Source organism: Kluyvera sp. STS39-E (assembly GCF_040932435.1).
In the GTDB taxonomy this organism is placed as follows: Bacteria; Pseudomonadota; Gammaproteobacteria; order Enterobacterales; family Enterobacteriaceae; genus Kluyvera.
The window spans coordinates 147,483-173,406 of sequence record NZ_JBFQGA010000001.1; the positions used below are offsets into that span (position 1 = coordinate 147,483).

Here is a 25,924-nt window from a genome sequence, read left to right on the forward strand (position 1 = left end):
GTCGTAATATGAATGAGTTCCCGGTTGTATTAGTGATTAATAGCGGTTCATCGTCTATTAAATTCTCAGTGCTGGATGTGGAGACCTGTGATGTTTTACTGGCAGGTATCGCTGAGGGGATTAATACAGATCAGGCGGGATTATCGGTAAACGGCGGTGAGGTTTCACCGCTGTCTCACCCGACCTATGAAGCCGCGCTGAAAGCTATTTCCTTTGAATTGGAAACGCGTGATCTGATCGACAGCGTGTCCCTGATTGGCCACCGCATTGCCCACGGCGGCAATATTTTCACGCAGTCTGTGCTGATAACCGATGAGGTGATTGACAGTATTCGCCAGGTTTCCCCACTGGCACCGTTACACAACTACGCCAACCTGAGCGGGATTGAATCGGCGCAGCATCTCTTTCCTGGCGTGCAGCAGGTCGCGGTATTTGATACCAGCTTCCATCAGACCCTGCCGCCGGAAGCCTATCTTTACGGGCTGCCGTGGAAATACACCGAGGAGCTTGGCGTGCGTCGCTATGGCTTCCACGGGACCTCTCACCGCTACGTCGCTCGTCAGGCCTATGACCTGCTGAAGTTACAGGAGTCCGATTCCGGGCTGGTGATTGCGCACCTCGGTAACGGTGCGTCGATTTGCGCGGTGCATGACGGCAAAAGCGTTGATACCTCAATGGGGATGACACCGCTGGAAGGGCTGATGATGGGCACTCGCTGCGGCGATGTCGATTTTGGCGCGATGGCGTGGATTGCCGCCCAGACCAACCAGACGATGGGAGACCTCGAGCGCATCGTCAACAAGGAGTCCGGTCTGCTCGGGATTTCCGGCCTGTCGTCGGATCTCCGCACGCTGGAGAAAGCCTGGCACGAAGGGCATGAACGCGCGCAGTTGGCGATAAAAACCTTCGTTCACCGCATTGCCCGCCATATCGCAGGACACGCGGCCTCGCTCACTCGTCTTGACGGCATTATTTTCACCGGTGGTATCGGTGAAAACTCGCAGCTTATCCGTCGGCTGGTGATGGCGCGTTTACGCGTACTCGGCGTGGTCATGAATGAAGAGATGAATAGCCGCCCGAACAGCGACGGGGAGCGAATCATTTCCGACGAACGTTCCAGCGTTGTCTGCGCCGTTATTCCGACCAATGAAGAGAAAATGATTGCACTAGACGCTATCCGTTTAGGCAGCAGCAATACGGTGGCGGAATACGCCTGAATCTTACTAAGAGAAGAGTTTTCATGAAGGTAAATATCGATCTTAACGATATGCATTTTGCCGATGCATGGCGCGGTTTTAACGGTAGCGAATGGAAAGAAGAGATTAACGTTCGCGCGTTTATTCAGCAGAACTACACGCCGTATGAAGGAGATGAATCTTTCCTTGCGGCGGCAACCCCGGCCACAACGGCGCTGTGGGAAAAGGTGATGGCGGGCATTCGCATTGAAAACGCCACCCACGCCCCGGTGGATTTTGATACCAACGTTGCGACGACGATCGTCGCGCATGACGCCGGGTATATCGACCAGGATTTGGAAAAAATTGTCGGTCTGCAAACCGATAAGCCGTTGAAGCGCGCGCTGCACCCGTTTGGCGGCATCAACATGATCAAAAGCTCGTTTGAAGCCTATGGTCGTGAAATGGACGCTGATTTTGAATACCAGTTTACTTCGCTGCGTAAAACCCATAACCAGGGCGTATTCGACGCCTATTCACCGGACATTCTACGCTGCCGTAAATCGGGCGTGCTGACCGGCTTACCGGACGGCTATGGACGCGGTCGCATCATCGGTGATTACCGCCGGGTGGCGCTCTACGGTATTCGTTATCTGGTACGCGAGCGCGAGCTGCAGTTTGCTGACCTGCAAACCAAACTTGAATGGGGACAGGATCTGGAAGCCACGCTGCGCCTGCGTGAAGAGCTGGCCGAGCACCGTCGCGCGCTGCTGCAAATGCAGGAGATGGCGGCAAAATACGGCTGCGATATTTCACGTCCAGCGCTGAACGCGCAGGAAGCGGTACAGTGGCTCTATTTCGCCTATCTTGCCGCGGTGAAATCGCAAAACGGCGGCGCGATGTCGCTGGGCCGTACGGCCACCTTCCTCGATATCTATATTGAGCGTGATATGCAGGCAGGCCGCCTCACCGAGGTGCAGGCGCAGGAGCTTATCGACCACTTCATCATGAAGATCCGCATGGTGCGTTTCCTGCGTACGCCGGAATTCGACACGCTGTTCTCCGGCGATCCTATCTGGGCGACAGAAGTGATCGGCGGGATGGGGCTGGACGGGCGCACGCTGGTAAGCAAAAACGCCTTCCGCTATTTGCATACGCTGCACACTATGGGCCCGGCGCCGGAGCCAAACCTGACCATCCTGTGGTCGGAAGCACTGCCGCAGGCCTTTAAGCAATATGCAGCTCAGGTGTCTATCGTGACGTCGTCGCTGCAATATGAAAATGATGACCTGATGCGCGCCGACTTTGACAGCGATGACTACGCCATTGCCTGCTGCGTCAGCCCGATGGTTATCGGTAAGCAGATGCAGTTCTTCGGCGCTCGCGCCAACCTTGCGAAAACGCTGCTGTATGCGATTAACGGTGGGGTGGATGAGAAGCTCAAGATCCAAGTCGGGCCGAAAACCGCGCCGTTGATGGACGAGGTGCTGGACTACGAAACGGTGATGGAAAGCCTGGACCACTTTATGGACTGGCTGGCCGTGCAGTACATCAGCGCGCTGAATGTTATTCACTATATGCACGATAAGTACAGCTACGAAGCCTCGCTGATGGCGCTGCATGACCGTGATGTTTATCGCACCATGGCCTGCGGGATCGCCGGGTTGTCGGTAGCAGCGGACTCTTTGTCGGCTATCAAGCATGCCCGCGTGAAGCCGGTACGCGATCACAATGGTCTGGCGGTCGATTTTGTCATCGAAGGCGACTATCCCCAGTACGGTAACAATGATGAGCGCGTGGACAGCATTGCTTGCGACCTGGTTGAGCGCTTTATGAAGAAAATCAAAGTGCTGCCGACCTACCGACGCGCGGTGCCGACGCAGTCTATCTTGACCATCACCTCCAACGTGGTGTATGGGCAGAAAACCGGGAACACGCCGGATGGTCGCCGTGCGGGCACGCCGTTTGCACCGGGGGCGAACCCGATGCACGGCCGCGATCGCAAAGGGGCTATTGCCTCGTTGACGTCGGTGGCAAAGCTGCCGTTTACCTACGCGAAGGATGGTATTTCGTACACCTTCTCCATTGTTCCGGCGGCGCTGGGCAAAGAGGATGCGGTGCGTAAAACCAACCTTGTTGGGCTGCTGGATGGTTATTTCCACCATGAAGCTTCGGTGGAAGGCGGGCAGCATCTTAACGTCAACGTCTTGAACCGCGACATGCTGCTGGATGCGGTTGCTCATCCGGAAAACTACCCGAATTTAACCATTCGCGTTTCGGGTTACGCGGTGCGTTTTAACGCGCTTACCCGCGAACAACAGCAGGACGTTATCTCGCGCACCTTTACGCAGGCAATCTGACTCTAAGATTGCGGTGCGCATTGCTACACCGGGCTGCCATCCGGCAGCCCGTCTCTGAAGTCGTATCGAGGTCACGGATATGATTAGCACATTCGATATGTTCAAAATTGGCGTTGGGCCATCCAGTTCGCATACCGTCGGGCCAATGAACGCCGGGAAACAGTTCATTGATGAGCTGGTAGCCGGCGGCTTTTTGCCACAGACCACACGTCTAACGGTCGAGCTTTACGGTTCACTTTCCCTGACCGGGAAGGGACATGCGACCGACGTCGCCGTAGTGATGGGGCTGGCGGGGAATCGCCCGGAAAGCGTCGATATTGATGCCATGCAGCCGTTTATGCGCGCCGTTGAGCGCAGCGGGAAGCTGTCTGTCGCACAGGGCGAGGCGGAAGTGACGTTCTCCCTTAGCGATGATGTCATCTTCCATAACGAAGCGCTGCCGCGCCATGAAAATGGCATGCGTTTTACCGCTCGCAGCGACGAGGGGATTTTGCTCAGCGGAACCTACTATTCTGTCGGCGGCGGTTTCATCGTGGAAGAGTCGAAGTTTGGTCAGGAATTTGACGTTGAGCAGCCGGTGCCGTATCCCTTCACTTCGGCCAGCGAGCTGGTGGAGCAGTGTAAGGAGCACGGGCTTTCCATCTCAGGGCTGATGATGCAAAACGAGCTGGCGCTAAGAAGCCAGAGCGATATTGATACCGGGCTGACCCGCATCTGGCACGTGATGCGTACCGGTATCGAGCGTGGCATGAATACTGAAGGTGCGCTGCCGGGGCCGTTGAACGTCCCGCGCCGAGCTGTTGCGCTGCGGCGACAGCTGGTTTCTAGCGACAGTACCTCCAGCGACCCGATGAACGTGATCGACTGGATCAACATGTTTGCGCTGGCGGTGAGCGAAGAGAACGCCGCGGGTGGCCGGGTAGTGACGGCACCGACTAACGGCGCCTGTGGCATCGTGCCCGCGGTGTTGGCCTATTACGACAAATTCCGGCGTACGGCGAACGGCAATTCGATAGCCCGTTATCTTCTAGCCGCCGGAGCGATTGGTGGGCTGTATAAACGCAACGCCTCAATTTCCGGCGCGGAGGTTGGCTGCCAGGGCGAGGTTGGCGTGGCGGCGTCAATGGCGGCGGCGGGGCTGGCTGAGCTACTTGGCGGAAGTCCGCAGCAGGTATGCATGGCGGCGGAGATAGCGATGGAGCACAATCTAGGGCTCACCTGCGATCCGGTGGGTGGTCAGGTACAAATCCCCTGTATCGAACGCAACGCGATTAACGCAGTAAAAGCGGTGAATGCGGCGCGGATGGCCATTCTTCGCACCAGTGAAGCCCGGGTATCGCTCGATAAAATTATCGAAACTATGTACGAAACCGGTAAGGATATGAACGAGAAATACCGTGAAACGTCGCGCGGCGGACTGGCGATAAAAGTGCTGTGTAATTAGTCGACACAGCCCTAAACCCTGATGTAGTGAAACGCCCCTGGCCGGATGGTCAGGGGCGTTTTTCGTTGTACGGCATGCGAGTGCGAGGAGGAGAAACAGGCAGAGTATTATTTTGTCTGATTACATTTTTGCTACAAACATTGGAGTTATTCACTAATCAGGCCTAACACTGTGATAATCATCATTTTTTACTCGTGCGGGTAGTTACATTTCATTAACCGAGCGCTTTGCGCTATCTCACAGAATCGCGGCGAGATGCCGTCACTCCAAAAACGCCAATCCATAAGAATCATATAAAAAACAACTTGTTATGAATTAATGGTGTTGCGGTGAAATATGGAAATCCTTCGTATAACCATGATGATAGAAATTAAAGCACCTATATCTCGCTATCTGGAGTAAGTATTTCTCCAGATAACGTTTCCCATGCCAGCAGTAGCAAGTTTTTTCTCCCTTAGCCGCGATATCATCTATTCACTATAAAAAATGTGGTTAATTGCACTGCATTGCTAAAAACATCTGGAATATCAAGCTGTATTAAAACAATAAACCCTACAAACCAAGAGTGAGACTTTGTTATGGAAACAATCTCAATTGCACCGACACAACCTTCGAGCGCGGCGACACGTGCGGGGATGTCGGAAAGCGAATGGCAAGCGGCAATCAAGTTCGACAGCTCCGATGTGGGCTGGGTCATTATGAGTATCGGCATGGCAATTGGTGCGGGGATTGTTTTTCTTCCCGTTCAGGTTGGGCTGATGGGGCTATGGGTATTCCTGCTGTCTTCGATTGTGGGTTATCCGGCCATGTATTTGTTCCAGCGGCTATTTATTAATACGTTGGCCGAGTCACCGGAGTGTAAAGACTACCCTAGCGTGATCAGTGGCTACCTCGGTAAAAACTGGGGCATTTTGTTGGGGGCGCTCTATTTCATCATGCTGGTGATTTGGATGTTCGTCTATTCCACCGCTATCACCAACGACAGCGCCTCATATTTGCATACTTTTGGCGTGACCGACGGTTTGTTATCTGAAAACCCGTTCTATGGCTTGGCGCTTATCTGCGTGCTGGTGGCTATCTCTTCACGGGGTGAAAAGCTGCTGTTTAAAGTCTCCAGTTTTATGGTGCTGACCAAGTTGCTGGTGGTTGCAGCGCTGGGGGCATCGATGGTTGGTATGTGGCACTTGTACAACGCAGGGACGCTGCCACCGATGGGGCTACTGATTAAAAATGCCATCATCACGCTGCCGTTTACGCTGACCTCCATCCTGTTTATTCAGACCTTAAGCCCGATGGTTATCTCCTATCGTTCGAGAGAGAAATCACGCGAAGTGGCACGCTTTAAGGCGCTGCGGGCGATGAATATCGCCTTTGGTATTCTGTTTGTGGTGGTCTTTTTCTACGCGGTCTCGTTTACCTTGGCGATGGGTCATGACGAAGCGGTAAAAGCCTACGAGCAGAATATCTCGGCGCTGGCGATTGCTGCGCAGTTTATCAACGGCAGCGCAGGCGCATGGGTGACCGTGGTCAGCGTTATCCTCAATATTTTTGCCGTGATGACCGCATTCTTTGGCGTTTACTTAGGTTTCCGCGAAGCCACACAGGGGATTGTGATTAACCTGCTGCGTCGCAAAATGCCGGAAGAAAAAATTAACCAGAAGCTGGTGCAACGCGGGATCATGCTGTTCGCCATTCTGCTGGCCTGGAGCGCTATTGTGCTCAATGCGCCGGTGCTGAGCTTCACCTCTATCTGTAGCCCTATCTTCGGTATGGTGGGCTGCCTTATTCCTGCCTGGCTGGTGTACAAAGTTCCGGCATTACATAAATACAAAGGCGTCTCTTTGGTGATCATCATCATCACTGGCCTGTTGCTGTGCGTGTCTCCGTTCTTGGCATTCTCCTGATTAATTGGTGGTAAAAATGGCTGAAGTGAAAATGGACCCGCTGTGGGATGTGTTGATTCAGGCGGTAAAACAGAACGTCAAACCTGCGATGGGCTGCACCGAGCCGGTATCGCTGGCTTTAGCCAGTGCCATAGCGGCTTCACACCTGGCCGGTCGCGTGAGCCATATTGAGGCAAAGGTTTCACCCAACCTGATGAAAAACGGTATGGGTGTCACCGTTCCGGGCACTGGAATGGTGGGGTTGCCGATTGCCGCCGCCGTGGGCGCACTGGGGGGCGATCCCGACTCAGGGTTAGAAGTCCTGAAAGGGGCGTCGGTTGAGGCGATTGCGGCAGGAAAATTGCTGCTGGCGAGCGGCAAGGTGTCGGTCAGCATTCAGCAACCCTGTGACGAAGTGCTATACGCCAGTGCCACGGTGTATACGCTGGAAGAGTCGGCGACGGTCACCATTGCCGGGGGACATACGCGGGTGGTGCGCATTGTGAAGAACGGTGTGGTGCTGTTGGATGCAGGCAATTGTGCAAGTGTGGGGGAAGAGTCGCCGGTATCGCTGGAGAACGTGACGCTTTCGCAGGTGGTGGATTTTGCGCAGCGGGTGCCGTTTGAGCGAATTGGTTTTATTCTCGACGCGGCCCTGCTTAATGATGCGTTGTCCCATGAGGGGCTGCGCGCCCAATACGGCCTGCACATTGGCGCGACCTTACAGCGCCAGCGCGAGCGTGGACTGCTGGCAAAAGATTTGCTCAGCGACATTATGATCCGCACATCTGCCGCTTCTGATGCGCGAATGGGCGGGGCCTGTTTACCTGCTATGAGCAATTCCGGCTCGGGCAATCAGGGCATTGCCGCCACCATGCCGGTGGTGGTGGTGGCTGAGCATCTGGGATGTACACAGGAGCAAATGGCGCGTGGGCTAATTTTGTCGCATATGACGGCTATCTACATTCACCATCAGTTGCCCATGTTATCTGCGCTGTGCGCTGCGACAACCGCCTCGATGGGGGCTGCGGCCGGGATTTGCTGGTTGATTGACGGCAGCTACCGCTGTATCTCAATGGCTATCAGCAGCATGATTGGCGATGTGAGTGGCATTATTTGCGATGGGGCTTCCAACAGCTGTGCGATGAAGGTCTCTACCAGCGTCTCTTCAGCGTGGAAAGCCGTGCTGATGGCCTTGGATGAAACGTCCGTCACCGGCAATGAAGGCATCGTGGCAAACGATGTGGAGCAGTCGATAAGCAACCTTTGCGCATTGGCCTGCCACTCAATGCAGCAAACCGACAAACAGGTTATCGAAATTATGGCGAATAAAATCGCCTGATTAAGCGCCCCGGAAATTAGCCGGGGCTGCTTTGTTATGCCGCCTCTTCAGCTAGGCGGCTTTCTGCTTCAATAACGATGGCTTCCAGCTCGCTCAACATCTCTTCAAAACCAAAGGTTGTTGGCGCGTCGTGCGTGGGGACGGGTACGGTTGTTCCGATGTCCATCGCGTGCTGCTTTTTCTTGTTTCTCTTACTCATTTTCTCCGGCTCCCTGCGTGTCAGTGCTATACCGGTAAATCTATCAGCAAAGCGCGCAGCGGGGTATCAGCCACCAGTGTGATATTGCTTTCATCGCGAATAAACGCGCCGTCACCGCAGGTTAAAGCCTGTTTTTGCGCATCGTGGGCCACGGCGTGTACCGTGCCGTGAATCGACTGCAGATAGGCGCGAGGCCCGTGCAGCGGCAGGCTAACCTGCTCACCTTTCGCCAGCTCAATCTGGTGCAGCCAAACCTGCTGACGCAGCTGCAGGCTACCTTCGCTTCCGTCCGGCGATGCCAGCAGCTGATGCGCGGTGTCGTGCAGTTTAATTTTTTGCACGCGCGAGTTTTCGCGTTCCGGGCAGGCATCAAGCCAGATTTGAATCCGAGTTAACGATTTATCTTTGCTGAGGTTATGCTCGCTGTAGCTGACGCCGGGCTGAGTGGCAATCAGCAGCGCTTCGCCGGCTTTCACCTTGATATGGTGACCTTCGTTATCACGATACTCCGCTTCACCTTCCAGAATCAGATTCAGGATGTCCACTTTTGGGTAAGTTCGTGGCTGGAAGGCCGCGCCTGGCGCCAGCACTTCCTGATTTAGCACGCGCAGAGAGGCGTAACCCAGCAGTTTCGGATCAAAATAATGCCCAAAAGAGAAGGTATAGCGGGCCTGCAGCCAACCGAAGTCGGCCTGTCCGCACTGTTTTGCTGTTCTTGTGGTAATCATCTTCTTGACCCTCCTTTACATTAAATCAATGGTAAAGGTATGGACGCTGCATTGTTAGCCAGATATTCTGCCCGGTATGTTCAAATTTCCTGAATGAGAACGCCATGGCTAAAGAGAGAGCACTGACGCTGGAAGCACTACGAGTAATGGACGCCATCGATAGGCGCGGAAGCTTTGCCGCCGCAGCCGATGAGCTAGGCCGTGTGCCTTCAGCATTGAGCTACACCATGCAGAAGCTGGAAGAAGAGCTGGATGTGGTGTTATTTGACCGCTCAGGTCATCGAACAAAATTCACTAACGTCGGGCGCATGCTGCTGGAGCGCGGCAGGGTGCTGCTGGAGGCCGCCGATAAGCTGACGACCGATGCCGAAGCGCTCGCGCGCGGCTGGGAAACACACCTCACTATCGTGGCTGAAGCGCTGATCCCAACCGCCACGCTCTTCCCGCTGGTTGAAAAACTGGCGGTAAAATCCAACACCCAACTGTCGATTATCACCGAAGTGCTGGCAGGGGCTTGGGAACGCTTGGAGCAGGGGCGTGCAGATATTGTGATTGCGCCGGATATGCACTTCCGTTCATCCACGGAGATCAACTCGCGGAAGCTGTATTCGATTATGAACGTCTATGTTGCCGCGCCGGATCATCCGATTCATCAAGAGGCAGAACCGCTTTCGGAAGTGACGCGCGTGAAGTATCGCGGCGTCGCCATTGCCGATACCGCGCGAGAACGCCCGGTGCTGACGGTGCAGTTGCTGGATAAACAGCCGCGACTGACGGTGACGTCGATGGAAGAAAAACGTCAGGCGCTATTGGCCGGACTGGGAGTGGCTACCATGCCGTATCCGCTGGTCGAAGAGGATATTGCGCAGGGCCGTCTGCGGGTCGTCAGTCCAGAATATAGCAGTGAAATCGATATCATCATGGCCTGGCGGCGCGACAGCATGGGCGAAGCCAAATCGTGGTGCCTGCGCGAAATTCAAAAGCTATTGACCGTTAGATAGACGCCGGGCGAGTGTAGCGACGCCGGGATAATCCGGCGTCAGGACTACTGAACGATGCGACTGGTTGCCGTTTCATGCTTCTTCGGGTCTGGCCCAAAACGGTTATCGCCTGGTGTCCCGTTCTGGCAGTTGAAGATGAGAATAACTATCCAGCCAACGATTGGGATAAGCAACAGCAGTAGCCACCATGCCGAGCGATCGGTGTCGTGCAGGCGACGGAACTGTACCGCCCACCAAGGCAGAAAGATCAGCACACCGTAAATAGTCGTGAGGATCCCCTCCCCACCGGCACGCTGCCAACCCAGCAGTTTATCTACCACGCTTAACACGGCCGTCAAAATGACGTTCACCAAGATGAACATCCAATACTCTTTGCGACGGGCGCGGCCGCCAAATCCAATGTAGTTACGTAGAACGTTGAGATACCAATCCATTTTTATGCCTCTGTTGATCATTAATCACTTGTTTTTAAAGCGATCAACCTAAGGATAGTCGTGAATGAATTGGTGGTAAATATTGATGTGAGGAATTAATTAGGGCATCGAGAAACGATGCCCTGTGCGCTTAGCTTTAGCGTTTGTCGCGACCGTGCGGTTTATCCAGATCCTGCCACGGCCCGATGGAGATAATGCCCGTCGGGTTGATGGTTTTGTGGCTTCGGAAATAGTGGGTGCGGATATGATCGAAATTGACGGTTTCCGCGATGCCCGGCATTTGGTAGATCTCCCGCAGGAAGCCGTACAGATATGGGTAGTCGCTGATGCGGTGCTTGTCGCATTTGAAGTGGGTGACGTATACCGGGTCAAAGCGAATAAGCGTCGTCCATAGGCGAATATCGGCTTCGGTCAGCTGATTGCCGGTTAGGTAACGATGCTGTCCGAGGATCTTCTCCAGCCTTTCCAGTGAACTAAAGACTTTTTCGACTGCGTCATCGTAAGCCGCTTGGCTGGTGGCAAAACCGGCCTTGTAGACGCCGTTGTTGACCGTGTCGTAGATCCAGCTATTGAGCTCATCAATTTGTTCACGCAGCGCCGGTGGGTAGTAGTCGCCAGACTTGGCGCCTAGCCCGTCAAAGGCCGTGTTGAACATGCGGATAATTTCCGCAGATTCGTTACTGACGATCGTTTGGTTCTTTTTATCCCACAGTACCGGAACCGTGACGCGGCCGGAATAGCTCGGGTCGGCATGCTGATAGAGCTGGTAGAGATATTCATGCTGATAGAGCGTATCGCCCGTTGCCGCCGGGAAATCGGCATCAAAGGTCCAGCCGTTTTCCAGCATCAGCGGGTTGACGACGGAAACCGAGATAAACGGCTCCAGCCCTTTAAGTGCTCTGAGGATCAGCGTGCGGTGCGCCCACGGGCAGGCGAGGGAAACGTACAGGTGGTAGCGATCTTTCTCGGCGGCAAAACCCGCGTTGCCGCTTGGGCCGGGTTCGCCATCGGCGGTGAGCCAGTTACGAAAAGCGGAGACTGAACGCTGGAAACGTCCACCGGTAGATTTGGTGTCATACCAGACGTCTTGCCAGACGCCGTCGATTAATTGCCCCATCATGTTCTCCTTTTAGATAGCAAAAGCGAGGAGATGTCTCCTCGCTTTTATATTCAATCAGTATAGTGCGCTTACCACTTTTTATTCAGTACGCGGTCGATACTGAATGCGCCTGGACCGGTGATACCCAGCAGCAGGAAGCCGCCAGCGATGGTCAGGTTTTTCATGAACATCAGAGAGTTCATGCCTTCCGCAAAGTTGCTGTGGAAGATAAACGCGGTCAGCAGAGTGAAGCCTGCGGTGAACAGCGCGGTGGTACGGGTCAGGAAGCCGAACAGAATCGCCAGACCGCCGCCGAACTCAAGCAGGATGGTCAGCGGCAGCAGGAACCCTGGGACGCCCATTGCTTCCATATACTGCTGTGTGCCCGCATACCCGGTGATTTTGCCCCAGCCAGCTGTGATAAACAGAATTGGCATCAGAATACGAGCAACCAGGAAACCAACATCTTCTAATTTTTTCATCTTTCTCTCCAGAGAACCTTGCGGGCAGTTAAACCATATTATTGAGCGTTTACACGTCGATAGCGTGTATCTGCTGTCGATGGAGAGAAATATAACCGTGACGAACCGCAATTGTTAGCAAGGAAAACTGTTGAACTTCTTCAAAGAATCTGAGCAACGATGTATGGCAGCGTTCACGAAAACAGCCGTCATGGAGAGATGAAGAGGGAATGCAGCAGATAGAGGAAATCACCGGCATGGCTAAATAACGGCATTTGGTGAATACCGATACCCAGATAACCGGTCTAGCAAGGGGAGTTAACGCAGCAGGTTTCTGGCCATGCGCCAGGTGCTCCAGATACCAAGGCCTCGCCGGGCCCAGCGAACTAAAAAGCGCGGATGGCGCAGCGATACCAAGGCCGCTGCGCTGCTGGCAACCATCACCCACGAACGCAGGCTAACCAGCTTGCTCCAGCCACGGTCGTAAACCTCGGTGGCCTCGAGCCAGTCGCGCCGGCTGGCGAGCAGATCCAGCCGCTGTTGCTGAATTTGCCGAAGCAGGAGCGCCTTGCGTTCCTCACGCGACTGTCTTGGGGTCATGGTTTATCGTCCTCTAGCAGGGCACGATCGTTTGCCAGTTCGTGGCGCGTATGGCGCAGCAGCGTTGAGCGACGGGCCTTACGTATGGTCCAGATGCCACCAATGAGCGCGAGCAGAAGCAGCGTGCCGGTGGTTGCCATCATCACGTGTAGTCGATACTGAGGATCAACCGCCCAGATGACTAACACCAGCAGGCTCATCAGGCCGAAAGCGGTAAACAGCAGGGTAAGCCCTGCCATTAACAGCAGCTGGATGAGGTTAGCCTTCTCCTCTTCCAGCTCGACGACCGCTAATCTCAGCCGCGTTTCCACCATTTGCACCGCAAGGGTGACAATGCGCTGACCAATGCCAAGGATGTTCTTTCCTGGGCCTTGTGCGTGGTGAGAATCGTTCATACTTAACGACGGGTCAGCAGAACGCCCAAGACTAGGCCCACAGCTGCGCCGATGCCGACGCCGGTCCACGGGTTTTCACGTACATAGCCATCGGCTTTTGCTGCGGCTTCCCGGGTCTGTTTTGCCAGTGCGTCGCTGGTTTCACCCAGACGATCGCGGCTCTCTTTCAGCGCACTTTCCGCTTTGCTGCGCAGCTTACTTAACTCTTCCTTGGATTTATCGGTGGAAGTATTCAGGACTTCTTCCAAGGTATCGGACAGGGCTTTAAGCTCTGCGCGTAACTGTTCTGATGTCGAATCTTTAGCCATCGTATCTCTCCTGTAAGGGTTGGTACTCAATACGCGCGGGATTCCAGCGCGTTAAGTTCTTGCTGGGCTTCTTTCAGCTTGTGCTCGCGTTTAGCGACTTTTTCCGCATTACCGGTCTGTTTCGCTTCCTTCAGATCCTGCTCACGCTCGCGAACTTCATCTTTCTGGTCAGCGATTTTTTCTTGGTGATCGGCGCGAAGTTTGCTGTCAGTACAATGAGCCTTTACCTCGCTCAGCGCTTTTTGCAGACCGTCGATACGGTGCTGATTGTTATGCTTTTGGGCATAGCCAATTTCGCGCTGAATGTCCTGCTCTTTTTCCTGACACAGTGATGTTGCTGCAGCGCTCGCGCTAAGTGAAGCGAGAGTGAGCGCAAAGATGATGCGGTATTTCATGTATGGACCTTCCATTGTGCGAAGTACATTATGAGGTACTTGTACTTTTCCCAGTGTGCGGGTGACGATGTTGTCACACCCGCAACACTAAGCATAGTAAGTAAATTCCAAAATCACCAAAGCAGGTGAAATTATTCAGAATCTTGGAAGTGGCTAGCCAAATCGATGAGAGGTATCACGAAGAAGGGACAGCCAGCTTGCCGGATCGGTTTCTTCATCCTGCAGGGCGACAACGTAGACGTGCGGAAGCGTAGTATCGAGTACTCGTTTCGCCGCAGCGCTTTGTTCGCTGGATTCAAAGGTAATCAGTAGCGCATCATCCTTTGGCGTGATGCTTTTAAAACGAATGCCGTTCGCGTCCAGATGGTGTGATATGGAGAAACCATCTGGCATGTTAGCTTGATTCATTGGGCGGATGGCGAGCGTAGACTCTTCACGCTGAATCGCGGCCCATAGCCAGAGCATGATGCACAACATCAGCATCACGCTCATGCCTAATGCAAAACGGCGGAGCAGAAGGTGGTTAGACCCCATAAATTACCCTCGATTACCGTATTTTTTCTTCCACACCACGACCAGCGATCCTACCAGACCAAACACCAGCAGGATAACCGGCAACAGCATCAGGCAGGACATCAACGCGTCTTCGTACTTCTGGAAGACGGGGGTTTTGCCCAGTAGGAAGCCTAGCGTCGTCAGAATCAACACCCACAGCAGGCCGCTCATCCAGTTAAAAAACTGGAAACGGGCGTTGTTCAGTCCCGACAGACCGGCAATGGTTGGCAGCAGTGTGCGAACAAAGGCAATAAAGCGACCAATCAACAGGGCTGAGAGACCATGTTTGTGGAACATATGGTGCGCACGCTGGTGATAATGGGCGGGAAGATGCGACAGCCAGTTCTGCACAATACGGGTATTTCCTAGCCATTTGCCTTGGATATAGCTGACCCAGCAGCCTAAGCTCGCGGCAACCGTCAGGAGAATGACCGTCTGCGGGAAGCCCATCGCGCCTTTGGCAATCAGTACGCCAACTAACACCAGCAGGCTGTCGCCTGGCAGGAAGGCGGCCGGAAGCAGACCATTCTCAAGGAACAGAATCATAAATAAGACAAAATAGAGCATACCAATCATGGACGGATTCGCGAGCGTCTCGAAATCCTGGCTCCATAGGGCATTTAAGAGTTGGGTTAGTAGTTCCATTCACGATTCCTGGTACATCGATTAACGTAATGCCTGAACGCGCAGCGAAGTCTTGTTTATTTCTATTTTAATAGCATCGCGGTAAATACGCGCTGAACAGTCCCTTGTTTTGGCGAAAAAAGATAAAACGACAAAATGCATTCAATTGTAACAAATGGTCTGGTTTATCGTCACGGAAATTGCAATTTGTTGCTGATTGATTTTGCGGCTTACTGCGGGGAGAGGCTAGGGGATTTACAAAGGCTTACCCACACTGAAAGTCAGGCAAGCCTTGGAATGCGGCGTTACTTACTGCCAGCGGTGGCGGTATCCAAATGAACAACCGGGTTGTCGGCAAACAGATAACGGTCGGCGTTGAACTCGAAGTCATCGCTGGTTTCGTTAAACAACATCAGCTTGGTGTTTTCCAAGTGCTGCCACATCGCGAGCTTAGCCGCATGTGGGTCCTTACGGATCAGCGCCTTGAGGATTTGATCGTGATCGTCACACCAGTTATCGACGGTACGTGAGTCGATATGGTCGTGCAGTTTTTTCCAGTACGGGTTATGCACGCGCTGGGTCCACATTTTCTCAACGATTGCCGCGAGCGCGGTATTCTGCGTAGCCAAGGCAACCTGGACGTGGAACTGGAGATCCCACTCCGAGTCGCGGAAACACTTCTCTTTGCGCGCCTTTTCTTGGATCTCCATCAGCTTCATGATGTCCTGCTTGGTGACCTGGGTGGCGGCAAATTCCGCGATGTTACTTTCAATCAGCTGGCGTGCTTGCAGCAGTTCGAAGGGACCATAGTTGGCGAACTCCAGATTTTCATCCGGGGCCTGGTGGTATTTCGCCTGATTCGACATGACGTGGATGCCCGATCCTTTACGGACTTCAACGTAGCCTTCAACTTCCAGCATGATAATCGCTTCACGAACCACCGTACGGCTGACGTTTTTCTCATCGGCAATAAAGCGCTCTGCAGGCAGCTTTTCGCCCACAAGATAAACGCCTTGCTCAATGCGTTCTTTTAGCTCAGCAGCGAGTTGCTGATATAAACGTCGTGCGTCAGTGATTTCCATATGCTCTCCAGGCAGGGTACGGCAGGTTAAATTTGTTATACCACTTTTACGAGCAGCTAACCACAATTTGACATGAAAAAAGCCGCCTAGAGTCAGGCGGCTTAAGAGAAAACAGATCTTGCTTACAGATTAGCTTTGCGTGGCAGGCTGCGTCGAGTGTCCGGAGTCTGATTCACCGTTGTCCGCCTGCTTATTCTGCAGGACGGTCCAGATGACCAAGGCACCTAACAAGTCGAAGATAGCCAATACTGCGAACAGTGGGCTAAAGCCGATGGTATCAGCCAGTGCGCCAACCACCAGAGCAAACATGGTGCTTGCCATCCATGCCGCCATCCCGGTCAGACCGTTGGCGGTGGCGACTTCGTTACGACCGAAGACGTCAGAAGACAGCGTAATCAGCGCGCCGGACAGTGACTGGTGAGCGAAGCCGCCGAGGCACAGCAGGGCGATAGCAATGTACGGGCTGGTGAACAGACCGATGAGGCCCGGGCCAATCATCAGCAGTGCGCCCATGGTGACAACCATTTTACGCGAAACGATCAGATTCACACCGAACCAGCGCTGGAACAGCGGCGGCAGGTAACCACCGATAACGCAGCCGAGGTCAGCAAACAGCATTGGCATCCACGCAAACATCGCGATTTCTTTCAGATCAAAGCCATAAACTTTAAACATGAACAGTGGGATCCAGGCGTTGAAGGTACCCCAAGCTGGTTCTGCCAAGAAACGCGGCAGAGCAATGCCCCAGAAACGACGGGTCTGAATAATCTGCCATGGCGACATTTTCTTACCGTTGTTGGTCTGGTGCTGTGCTTCCTGACCGCCAATGATGTACTCGCGTTCTTCATCGGTTAATTTTTTCTGATCGCGCGGGTGTTTGTAGAAGACCAGCCAGCACATGGCCCAGATGAAGCTCAGGACACCGGAGATGATGAACGCCATCTGCCAGCTGTGCATCACGATAGCCCAGACGACTAACGGAGGCGCAATCATCCCACCAATAGAGGAACCGACGTTAAAGTAGCCGACCGCGATAGAACGCTCTTTAGCCGGGAACCATTCGGAGCTGGCTTTCAAGCCCGCCGGGATCATTGCCGCTTCAGCTGCACCAACCGCGCCACGTGCGATTGCCAGACCGCCCCAACTGCCTGCCAGCGCGGTTGCGCCGCAGAAGATAGCCCAGGCAACGGCGAAGAAGGCATAACCGATTTTCGTCCCCAGAACGTCCAGTACGTATCCGGCGACCGGTTGCATCACGGTGTAGGCTGCAGAGTAAGCAGCGATGATATAGGAATATTGCTGTGTGGAAATGTGCAGCTCGGCCATCAGTGTCGGTGCCGCTGCCGCCACGGTATTACGTGTCAGGTATCCCAGCACGGTGCCCATTGTCACCAGTGCAATCATATACCAACGTAACCCTTTAATTTTACGCATGTAAACCTCGTCGTGTTGTTATCTCTGCGAGTTCCGCAGCCATCTCCCATGTTGCAGGGGATGTCTTAATCGAGGGGCTTACCGAAGAAGTGATTCCCGGTACGGCCCGAACTTGCCATTAATACGTCTGCTGAATTCGGTATCCGTACCGCTCAATCAGGTGTCTGTATTGACCACCACCAATGCATTCCGTCGTTCAATGTATTTCGACGGAGGGCAAGATAACTTGTCATACAACTTTAAAAGGTGAATACCGTCACAAAAGAGGTATTTACCATAGTGTTTAAGGGGTAGATATATCAGGCCAGTCGTGGCGCGGCTTGCAGAGGAGTTTGGCTGATTTTTTTGTCATTTTTTGTCAGGGTTTATTGATCTAACTCACGAAAAAAATCTCTGTTCCACGAAATTGGTGTGATAACTTTGACAGCATTACAGATAAGCATCTGACCCACTCGTTGAGAGGAAGACGATAATGACCGCGTTTATGACTGAAGATTTCCTGTTAGACACCGAATTTGCTCGCCGTCTGTACCACGACTACGCAAAAGACCAGCCGATTTTCGATTATCACTGCCATCTGCCACCACAACAGGTTGCGCAGGACTATCGTTTCAAAAACCTGTATGACATCTGGCTGAAAGGCGATCACTACAAGTGGCGCGCGATGCGTACCAACGGCGTGGCGGAACGTCTGTGCACCGGCGACGCATCTGACCGTGAGAAATTTGAAGCATGGGCGGCGACCGTACCGCACACGATCGGTAACCCTCTGTACCACTGGACGCATCTGGAACTGCGCCGTCCGTTCGGTATCACTGGCAAGCTGCTGTCACCAGCCACCGCTGGCGAAATCTGGGATGAGTGTAATGAACTGCTGGCACAGGATAAGTTTTCTGCGCGCGGCATCATGAAACAGATGAACGTCAAAATGGCGGGCACCACTGATGATCCAATCGATTCTCTGGAACATCACGCCGTCATCGCGCAGGACACCTCCTTTGATGTGAAAGTGCTGCCTAGCTGGCGCCCGGATAAAGCCTTCAACATTGAGCAGGCAACCTTCGGCGACTATATGGCGAAACTCGCTGAGGTTTCTGACACTGAAATCCGTCGCTTTGCCGACCTGCAGACTGCGCTGACCAAGCGTCTGGATCACTTTGCTGCCCACGGCTGTAAAGTATCCGACCATGCGCTGGACGTAGTGCTGTTTGCCGAATCTAACGAAGCAGAACTCGACAGCATCCTGGCCCGTCGTCTGGCAGGTGAAACGCTGAGCGAGCACGAAGTGGCACAGTTCAAAACCGCCGTGCTGGTCTTCCTTGGCGCTGAATACGCTCGTCGCGAATGGGTACAGCAGTACCACATTGGCGCGCTGCGTAATAACAACCAGCGTCAGTTCAAGCTGCTGGGCGCGGATGTCGGCTTCGACTCCATCAACGACCGTCCGATGGCGGAAGAACTGTCTAAGCTGCTGAGCAAGCAGAACGAACAGAACCTGCTGCCAAAAACGATCCTCTACTGTCTGAACCCGCGCGACAACGAAGTGCTGGGTACCATGATCGGTAACTTCCAAGGTGAAGGGATGCCGGGCAAGATGCAGTTCGGTTCCGGCTGGTGGTTCAACGACCAAAAAGACGGTATGGAACGCCAGATGACCCAGCTTGCCCAGCTTGGCCTGCTGAGCCGTTTTGTTGGGATGCTGACCGATAGCCGTAGCTTCCTGTCTTATACCCGCCATGAATACTTCCGCCGTATTCTGTGCCAAATGATTGGTCGTTGGGTTGCTGCGGGCGAAGCGCCTGCCGACATCCAACTGCTGGGTGAGATGGTGAGAAATATTTGCTTTAACAATGCGCGTGACTACTTCGCCATTGAACTGAACTAAGGTCTGGGGTTGGTATGCAATACATCAAGATCCATGCGCTGGATAATGTCGCGGTAGCGCTCGCTGATTTGGCTGAAGGGACGGAAGTTACCGTTGATGGTCAGGTCGTAACCCTGCGCCAGGCGGTGACTCGCGGCCATAAATTCGCTTTACACGATATTGCGAAAGGCGAAAACGTCATTAAATACGGTTTGCCAATCGGTCATACGTTGGCGGACGTTGCGGCGGGTGAGCATATTCATGCTCATAACACGCGCACTAATCTGAGCGACTTGGACACGTATCGCTACCAACCTGATTTCCAGGCCGAAGTCGCCCAGCCAGCCGATCGTGAGGTGCAGATTTATCGCCGCCCGAACGGCGAGGTTGGGGTGCGTAACGAACTGTGGATCCTGCCGACAGTGGGTTGCGTTAACGCGATGGCTCGCCAGATGCAGACGCGTTTTCTCAAAGAGAGCAACGACGCAGAAGATATTGATGGTGTTCATCTCTTCAGCCACACCTACGGCTGCTCGCAGCTGGGTGATGACCATATCAACACCCGTACCATGCTGCAAAATATGGTGCGTCACCCAAATGCGGGTGCGGTGCTGGTCGTGGGGCTGGGCTGTGAGAACAACCAGATTGATGCCTTCCGCGAAACCTTAGGCGAGTTCGACCCGGAACGCGTTCACTTCATGGTCTGCCAACACCAGGAAGACGAAGTGGAAGCGGGGCTTGAACACCTTCGCCAGCTTTATGCCGTGATGCGCAACGATAAGCGTGAGCCGGGTAAACTGGGCGAGCTGAAGTTTGGTCTGGAGTGCGGCGGGTCTGATGGCCTGTCCGGTATTACCGCCAACCCGATGCTGGGTCGCTTCTCTGACTACGTGATTGCCAATGGCGGCACCACCGTGCTGACCGAAGTGCCGGAAATGTTCGGTGCCGAGCAGCTGCTGATGGATCATTGTCGCGATGAAGAGACTTTCGGCAAACTGGTGACGATGGTTAATGACTTCAAGCAGTACTTCATTGCCCATAATCAGCCGATCTACGAGAACCCATCACCGGGTAACAAAGCAGGCGGCATTACCACGCTGGAAGATAAATCGCTGGGTTGTACGCAGAAAGCGGGTTCCAGCCAGGTGGTTGACGTGCTGCGCTACGGCGAGCGCCTGAAAACCCACGGCCTGAATCTGCTGAGTGCACCGGGTAACGATGCCGTTGCCACCAGCGCATTGGCCGGAGCGGGCTGCCACATGGTGCTGTTCAGTACCGGTCGCGGCACACCGTATGGCGGTTTTGTGCCAACGGTGAAGATCGCCACCAATAGCGAACTGGCAGCGAAGAAAAAGCACTGGATCGACTTCGATGCCGGCCAACTGATTCACGGTAAAGCGATGCCTGAGCTGTTGAACGAATTCGTCGACACCATCGTTGATTTTGCCAACGGCAAACAGACCTGCAACGAGCGCAACGATTTCCGCGAGCTGGCGCTGTTTAAGAGTGGCGTCACGTTGTAATAGCATTGTTATCTGATACGATAAAACGGCGTTTCAAATACTGAAGCGCCGTTTTTTTGGCTTCGTTTCTCAGGGACTTTTCATGACCACGTATTGGCTGGCCCAGGGCGTAGGAATCATCGCTTTTCTGATTGGCATCACCACGTTTATCAACCGCGACGAGCGTCGTTTTAAGTTTCAGCTCGCCATCTACAGCGGCGTGATTGGCCTGCACTTTTTCTTGATGGGGGCAATCCCGGCCGGGGCTAGCGCCGAGCTTAACGTGATTCGTACGGTGATTTCGGTTTATACCCGACGTTTGTGGGTGATGTTCTTATTTATCGCCCTGACGCTTATCATCGGCATCAGTAAACTTCAGCATGCCATGGAGATTTTGCCGGTTATCGGCACGGTGGCCAGCACCTGGGCGCTGTTTCGGTGCAAAGGGCTGACGGTGCGCTGCGTGATGTGGTGCTCGACCGCCTGCTGGGTGATGCACAATTTCTGGCTGGGTTCGATTGGCGGCACGCTAATTGAAGGCAGCTTCCTCGTGATGAACGGCCTGAATATTATTCGCTTCTGGCGAATGCAGCGTAAGGGAATCGATCCGTTTAAGGTCGAGAAGAAGGTGCAGGAAGAAAGCCCCTCCGCCTGATGGCGAAGGGGAGGAAGGTTAGCTACGCAGGGCGTTTTTTTCCAGACGCGCATCTTCTGCCTGACAAGCCGCCGCGGTAAACAGCACGTCGGTTGAGGAGTTGAGCGCGGTTTCGCAGGAGTCCTGCAGTACGCCGATGATAAAGCCAACGGCGACGACCTGCATGGCGATATCGTTAGGGATACCGAACATGTTACAGGCCAGCGGGATCAACAGCAGTGAGCCGCCCGCCACGCCGGACGCGCCACAGGCACACAGCGACGCCACGACGCTCAGCAGCAAAGCGGTAGGCAAATCAACTGGAATACCCAGCGTATGCACCGCTGCCAGCGTTAGCACAGTGATGGTGATTGCTGCACCGGCCATGTTGATGGTGGCACCCAGCGGGATGGAAACTGAATAGGTATCGCGGTCCAGATTCAGCTTCTCGCACAGCGCCATGTTGACCGGAATGTTGGCGGCAGAGCTGCGGGTAAAGAAGGCGTAAACGCCACTTTCGCGCAGGCAGGCCATCACCAGCGGATACGGGTTGCGGCGAATTTTCCAGTAAACCAGCAGCGGGTTAATCACCAGCGCCACCAGCAACATGCAGCCAACCAGCACCAGCAGCAGTTGGGCATAGCCCCACAGCGTACTAAAACCGGTCGTGGCCAGGGTAGAAGATACCAGACCGAAAATCCCCAGCGGTGCAAAGCGAATAACCACTTTAACGATGAACGTTACCGCGTTGGAGATATCGTTGATCAGGTTTTTGGTCGTGTCGTTACCATGGCGCAGCGCAAAGCCCAAGCCTACGGCCCACACCAGAATGCCGATGTAGTTCGCATTCATCAGTGCGGTAATCGGGTTAGACACCATGCTCATCAACAGGCCGCGCAGTACTTCAACAATGCCGGAAGGTGGAACAATATCCTCAGCGGCAGCGCTTAAATGCAGCGTTGAAGGGAACAGGAAGCTGAAAATGACGGCGGTCAATGCGGCGGCAAAGGTGCCCAGCAGATAGAGGAACAGAATAGGGCGAATGTTGGTTTTTTGCCCCTGCTGATGGTTAGCGATGGAGGCCATCACCAGCATCAGTACCAGCACAGGTGCAACAGCCTTCAGGGCGCCGACGAACAGCGTACCCAGCAGACCAGCGGCAATCGCGGCGGGTTTGGAAACGACGGCCAGCAGGATACCGAGTATCAGGCCGACGAGGATTTGTTTTACCAGGCTACCAGCCATCAGTATGCGTAAAAATCCGGGTAACGTGGATTTTGTCGTCATTGAGTGCATTCCTTCAATTGATGTGTTGTGTCTTTCCAGTGACGTATTATTTGTTACGTTTATGTCTGGATGTAAAAAGATGTTTGCCCGATCGAGTATAAGGAAACTGTAGATTTGGGGAAGTATAAAATGCTGGAATTTACGCCATGCGTCATAGTTTTTAACTAATGATTTACATTTCGTGATGTCGATTGGGCAGGAAAGGAAGCAGGGACGAGGCGCTTACCCCGTCGCAGTGAAGAATGGTGATGAGCCCGGCGTCGCATTGCGATGCCGGGCTTGCGGTTAGATGGCTTTATTTTTTACATCATTGCGATGGTTAACCCACGCGTTAATCAGCAGCGTGAGCAGCAGAATGCCGCCAACCACACCCAGCGAAATGGCAATTGGGATGTGGTAGAAATCGACGATCAGCATCTTGATACCGATAAATACCAAGATCACCGACAGACCGTACTTCAGCATTGAGAAGCGCTCTGCAACGCCTGCTAACAGGAAGTACATGGCACGCAGACCGAGGATCGCGAACAGGTTAGACGTCAACACGATGAACGGATCGGTAGTCACCGCGAAGATAGCCGGAATGCTGTCTACCGCGAAAATCACATCGCTTAGCTCAACCAGAATCAGCACCAGCAGCAGCGGGGTGGCAAACAGCACGCCGTTTTTGCGGGTAAAGAAGTGCTCGTTCTCGATTTTGTCGGTCATGCGCAGGTGGCTGCGCAGCCAGCGCACCAGTGGCTTGTCGCCAATACCGCCTTCATCCTCTTTCGCCAGCGCCATTTTAATACCGGTAAACAGCAAGAACGCGCCGAAGACGTACAGCAGCCATTCAAATTGGGTTATCAGCCAGCTGCCCGCGAAGATCATGATGGTACGCAGCACAATCGCCCCGAGCACGCCGTAGACCAGCACGCGACGCTGCAAAGCAGGCGGAACGGAGAAGTAGCTGAACAGCATCAGCCAGACAAAGACGTTGTCGACCGCCAGTGATTTTTCAATCAGATAGCCGGTGAGGAAGGCCAGCGCCTGTGGATCGGCCACGGCACGTCCCTGGGTTTCGGCCAGATACCACCAAAAGGCAGCGTTAAACAGTAACGAGAGGGTAACCCAGACCAGCGACCAGCTTGCCGCCTGTTTCATGGTCATGGTATGTGCGCCGCGACGACCCTGCAGCAGCAGGTCAATGGCAAGCATAATCACCACGACAACGGCGAATCCGCCCCACAGCAACGGTGTGCCGACTGTATTCATAACTCTTTTCCTTACGCATAAAAAAACGGCTAACGTCGGAAAACGATAGCCGTTGCTTTTTATGCATAGACCTCGCCTTCCGGCAAGGTCTCACTTACAACAAGAAAGGAATACGCGTCCGTATTCCTTTTTCGTTGCCCGGCGACCGGATACGTGTTGTACGTATCGTAATGACGATCCACCGACTAGGAAGTTACTCCCCTTTGCAGGTAACAAAATATGACAGGCCATTGATTTCGTCAATGGCCCGCAACATCTCTTTTACACTGTTTTACGCAGCCGGCGCATCCGCAGGGAAAACGACGCCGGTCTGGCGACGAATTTCGGTCTGAACTTTAGCGGTAATACGACTGACTTCGAGCCCAGGGTGGTCAACTTCGTTGCTTTCGACCAGCCGCGCAAATTCTTCGGCTTCATACAGCATAGTATTAATATGCTGAGGCTGGCTGAGATCCTGCGCCTTGCTGCCGCGCGGGATGAAGGACAGTTTCTGGCATTCGGAGATTTTCTCGATAACCAGCGCACCGTCCTCGCCCTGAATTTCACTTGGCAGGTTGGAGTCGCTGACCTTGGAATGTTGCAACGTTACGCTGAAATCACCGTAATCCATCACCACCACGCCATGAGCATCGACGCCGCTGTCCAGCAGGCTGGCGGAGGCTTGAATCTGCTTAGGCTCACCCCACAGCGCGACTGCAGACGCCAGGCAGTAAAAACCGATATCCATAATTGAGCCGTTGGAGAAGGCAGGATTAAAGGTATTTGGGTTTTCACCGTCTAAATAGCGTTGATAGCGTGAAGAGTACTGGCAGTAGTTGATAAATGCTTTACGGATCTGACCAAGCTTTGGCAACGTCTGCTGTAGCAGTTGGAAGTTAGGCAGGCTGGCCGTTTTAAACGCTTCGAACAGCACCACCTGGTTTTCACGGGCAAGGGCAATCGCCTGCTCGGCTTCATGCAGGTTCGAGGCGAGCGGTTTCTCGCAGATGACATGTTTTTTATGCCGTAAGAACAGAGCGGTTTGCGGAAAGTGCAGCGAGTTTGGGCTGGCGATATACACCGCGTCAATGTCATCGCTTTGCGCCATCGCTTCCCGCGAGGTAAACAGATGCTCGACGGGATAATCGTTAGCGAAGCTTTGTGCCTGCTCGAGGCTGCGGGAATAAACGGCAGTTAACTTGTACTTGCCGGTCTCATGAGCGGCATCGACAAACTGGCGGGTGATCCAGTTTGTCCCAATCACAGCGAAACGTATCATAAGTGCCTTCAGGCTCCATAAAGGGGGTCTTTCCTCAATGTATCACGGTGTTATGACAATACCAGTGCCCGACTACGCAGTTTCCTTTAACGAAAGGTGCGTCAGCCATAAACGGGTGTCGAACTCCAACTGGTGGTACTGCGGTTCCATATGACAGCACAGCTGATAGAACGCTTTGTCGTGCTCTTTTTCTTTTAAATGCGCTAGCTCATGCACCACGATCATCTTCAAAAAAGCTTCCGGCGCATTGCGAAAAACGGTGGCGACGCGGATCTCGGCTTTTGCTTTGAGCTTTCCTCCCTGTACGCGAGAGACCGCGGTATGTAGTCCGAGCGCATTTTTCAGCACGTGGATCTTGTTGTCATACATCACTTTATTGATAGGCGGGGCGTTGCGCAGATACTGGCTTTTCAGATCCTGCGTATACTGCCAGAGCGCCTTATCGGTGGCGAAATCGTGTGTGTCGGGATAGCGTTTTTCCAGCACCGTGCCCAAACGCTTTTCGGCGATTAAGGTACGCACTTGGCTTAACAAGTGTTCCGGATAGCCCTGGAGGTAAGTTAGTTGGTTCATCTTTGCCCACGCAAATCATAAAAAGTGTATACT

At 53.7% G+C, this 25,924-nt stretch carries 26 protein-coding genes; 9 read left to right on the forward strand and 17 right to left on the reverse strand.

Going from position 1 to position 25,924, the window contains the following annotated elements; all coding sequences use genetic code 11:
- Nucleotides 1-8: 8 nt before the first annotated feature.
- The 5 genes from tdcD (at nt 9) to AB4K05_RS00730 (ending at nt 8,204) form a co-directional block, all read left to right on the forward strand.
- Nucleotides 9-1,217, forward strand: coding sequence for a propionate kinase (gene tdcD / locus AB4K05_RS00710; RefSeq protein ID WP_368478151.1), 1,209 nt, complete (start codon nt 9-11; stop codon nt 1,215-1,217).
- A 23-nt stretch (nt 1,218-1,240) separates the two neighbouring features.
- Nucleotides 1,241-3,535: a formate C-acetyltransferase gene (pflB, locus tag AB4K05_RS00715; protein WP_368478152.1), complete on the forward strand. Its 2,295-nt coding sequence runs from the start codon at nt 1,241-1,243 to the stop codon at nt 3,533-3,535.
- A 79-nt stretch (nt 3,536-3,614) separates the two neighbouring features.
- A complete protein-coding gene (locus tag AB4K05_RS00720; RefSeq protein WP_368478153.1) occupies nt 3,615-4,979 on the forward strand; it encodes an L-serine ammonia-lyase in 1,365 nt (454 codons plus the stop codon).
- A gap of 578 nt (nt 4,980-5,557) precedes the next feature.
- The gene (locus tag AB4K05_RS00725; protein ID WP_368478154.1) at nt 5,558-6,883 is read left to right on the forward strand and encodes a hypothetical protein; all 1,326 of its coding nucleotides are present in this window, start codon (nt 5,558-5,560) and stop codon (nt 6,881-6,883) included.
- A 16-nt stretch (nt 6,884-6,899) separates the two neighbouring features.
- The gene (locus AB4K05_RS00730) at nt 6,900-8,204 is read left to right on the forward strand and encodes a serine dehydratase subunit alpha family protein (protein ID WP_368478155.1); all 1,305 of its coding nucleotides are present in this window, start codon (nt 6,900-6,902) and stop codon (nt 8,202-8,204) included.
- A 34-nt stretch (nt 8,205-8,238) separates the two neighbouring features.
- Here the strand turns inward: AB4K05_RS00730 and AB4K05_RS00735 are convergent, their stop codons facing one another.
- Nucleotides 8,239-8,403 carry a hypothetical protein gene (locus AB4K05_RS00735; protein WP_368478156.1) on the reverse strand — a complete coding sequence of 55 codons (165 nt, stop codon included), beginning with the start codon at nt 8,401-8,403 and terminating at the stop codon, nt 8,239-8,241.
- A gap of 26 nt (nt 8,404-8,429) precedes the next feature.
- A complete protein-coding gene (locus AB4K05_RS00740; protein WP_368478157.1) occupies nt 8,430-9,131 on the reverse strand; it encodes a pirin family protein in 702 nt (233 codons plus the stop codon).
- Nucleotides 9,132-9,235: 104 nt separating this feature from the next.
- Here AB4K05_RS00740 and AB4K05_RS00745 point away from each other — a divergent pair, with 104 nt between their 5' ends.
- A complete protein-coding gene (locus tag AB4K05_RS00745; protein WP_368478158.1) occupies nt 9,236-10,132 on the forward strand; it encodes a LysR family transcriptional regulator in 897 nt (298 codons plus the stop codon).
- A gap of 44 nt (nt 10,133-10,176) precedes the next feature.
- On the opposite strand, the gene AB4K05_RS00750 is transcribed toward AB4K05_RS00745, so the two are convergent.
- The 11 genes from AB4K05_RS00750 to AB4K05_RS00800 all read right to left on the reverse strand — a co-directional run bounded on the left by AB4K05_RS00750 (nt 10,177) and on the right by AB4K05_RS00800 (nt 17,519).
- Complete coding sequence (locus tag AB4K05_RS00750; protein ID WP_368478159.1) at nt 10,177-10,566, reverse strand: DUF805 domain-containing protein; 390 nt, start codon at nt 10,564-10,566, stop codon at nt 10,177-10,179.
- Between the two features lie 136 nt (nt 10,567-10,702).
- Complete coding sequence (locus AB4K05_RS00755; RefSeq protein ID WP_368478624.1) at nt 10,703-11,683, reverse strand: glutathione S-transferase family protein; 981 nt, start codon at nt 11,681-11,683, stop codon at nt 10,703-10,705.
- A 71-nt stretch (nt 11,684-11,754) separates the two neighbouring features.
- The gene (locus AB4K05_RS00760) at nt 11,755-12,147 is read right to left on the reverse strand and encodes a DoxX family protein (protein ID WP_234508472.1); all 393 of its coding nucleotides are present in this window, start codon (nt 12,145-12,147) and stop codon (nt 11,755-11,757) included.
- A gap of 297 nt (nt 12,148-12,444) precedes the next feature.
- Entirely contained in the window at nt 12,445-12,726 is a 282-nt protein-coding gene (locus AB4K05_RS00765; protein WP_368478160.1) for a YqjK-like family protein, read from the reverse strand.
- Entirely contained in the window at nt 12,723-13,121 is a 399-nt protein-coding gene (locus tag AB4K05_RS00770) for a phage holin family protein (RefSeq protein WP_368478161.1), read from the reverse strand. Before AB4K05_RS00770 ends, AB4K05_RS00765 begins: the two co-directional genes overlap by 4 nt.
- A gap of 2 nt (nt 13,122-13,123) precedes the next feature.
- The gene (locus AB4K05_RS00775) at nt 13,124-13,429 is read right to left on the reverse strand and encodes a YqjD family protein (RefSeq protein WP_052283711.1); all 306 of its coding nucleotides are present in this window, start codon (nt 13,427-13,429) and stop codon (nt 13,124-13,126) included.
- Between the two features lie 26 nt (nt 13,430-13,455).
- Nucleotides 13,456-13,824, reverse strand: coding sequence for a DUF1090 domain-containing protein (locus AB4K05_RS00780; protein ID WP_368478162.1), 369 nt, complete (start codon nt 13,822-13,824; stop codon nt 13,456-13,458).
- 153 nt (nt 13,825-13,977) lie between these two features.
- Nucleotides 13,978-14,358 carry an EnvZ/OmpR regulon moderator MzrA gene (gene mzrA, locus AB4K05_RS00785; protein ID WP_368478163.1) on the reverse strand — a complete coding sequence of 127 codons (381 nt, stop codon included), beginning with the start codon at nt 14,356-14,358 and terminating at the stop codon, nt 13,978-13,980.
- A 3-nt stretch (nt 14,359-14,361) separates the two neighbouring features.
- Entirely contained in the window at nt 14,362-15,024 is a 663-nt protein-coding gene (yqjA, locus tag AB4K05_RS00790) for a DedA family general envelope maintenance protein YqjA (RefSeq protein ID WP_368478164.1), read from the reverse strand.
- Nucleotides 15,025-15,308: 284 nt separating this feature from the next.
- Complete coding sequence (gene exuR, locus AB4K05_RS00795; protein WP_368478165.1) at nt 15,309-16,085, reverse strand: transcriptional regulator ExuR; 777 nt, start codon at nt 16,083-16,085, stop codon at nt 15,309-15,311.
- 129 nt (nt 16,086-16,214) lie between these two features.
- Nucleotides 16,215-17,519: an MFS transporter gene (locus tag AB4K05_RS00800; RefSeq protein WP_368478166.1), complete on the reverse strand. Its 1,305-nt coding sequence runs from the start codon at nt 17,517-17,519 to the stop codon at nt 16,215-16,217.
- Nucleotides 17,520-17,991: 472 nt separating this feature from the next.
- On the opposite strand from AB4K05_RS00800, the gene uxaC reads away from it, so the two are divergent.
- From uxaC to AB4K05_RS00815, 3 genes are all read left to right on the forward strand, one after another.
- A complete protein-coding gene (gene uxaC, locus AB4K05_RS00805) occupies nt 17,992-19,404 on the forward strand; it encodes a glucuronate isomerase (RefSeq protein WP_368478167.1) in 1,413 nt (470 codons plus the stop codon).
- 14 nt (nt 19,405-19,418) lie between these two features.
- Complete coding sequence (locus AB4K05_RS00810; protein WP_368478168.1) at nt 19,419-20,906, forward strand: UxaA family hydrolase; 1,488 nt, start codon at nt 19,419-19,421, stop codon at nt 20,904-20,906.
- 82 nt (nt 20,907-20,988) lie between these two features.
- Nucleotides 20,989-21,540, forward strand: a complete 552-nt coding sequence (locus AB4K05_RS00815; protein WP_368478169.1) for a YgjV family protein — start codon at nt 20,989-20,991, stop codon at nt 21,538-21,540.
- An 18-nt stretch (nt 21,541-21,558) separates the two neighbouring features.
- Here AB4K05_RS00815 and sstT read toward each other — a convergent pair whose 3' ends face one another.
- The 4 genes from sstT to AB4K05_RS00835 all read right to left on the reverse strand — a co-directional run bounded on the left by sstT (nt 21,559) and on the right by AB4K05_RS00835 (nt 25,891).
- Nucleotides 21,559-22,806 carry a serine/threonine transporter SstT gene (sstT, locus tag AB4K05_RS00820; RefSeq protein ID WP_368478170.1) on the reverse strand — a complete coding sequence of 416 codons (1,248 nt, stop codon included), beginning with the start codon at nt 22,804-22,806 and terminating at the stop codon, nt 21,559-21,561.
- Nucleotides 22,807-23,091: 285 nt separating this feature from the next.
- Nucleotides 23,092-24,060: a TerC family protein gene (locus tag AB4K05_RS00825; RefSeq protein ID WP_368478171.1), complete on the reverse strand. Its 969-nt coding sequence runs from the start codon at nt 24,058-24,060 to the stop codon at nt 23,092-23,094.
- A gap of 271 nt (nt 24,061-24,331) precedes the next feature.
- On the reverse strand, nt 24,332-25,318 hold the full coding sequence (locus tag AB4K05_RS00830; RefSeq protein ID WP_368478172.1) for a Gfo/Idh/MocA family protein: 987 nt from the start codon (nt 25,316-25,318) through the stop codon (nt 24,332-24,334).
- 72 nt (nt 25,319-25,390) lie between these two features.
- Entirely contained in the window at nt 25,391-25,891 is a 501-nt protein-coding gene (locus AB4K05_RS00835) for a YgjP-like metallopeptidase domain-containing protein (protein ID WP_368478173.1), read from the reverse strand.
- Between the last annotated feature and the right edge of the window lie 33 nt (nt 25,892-25,924).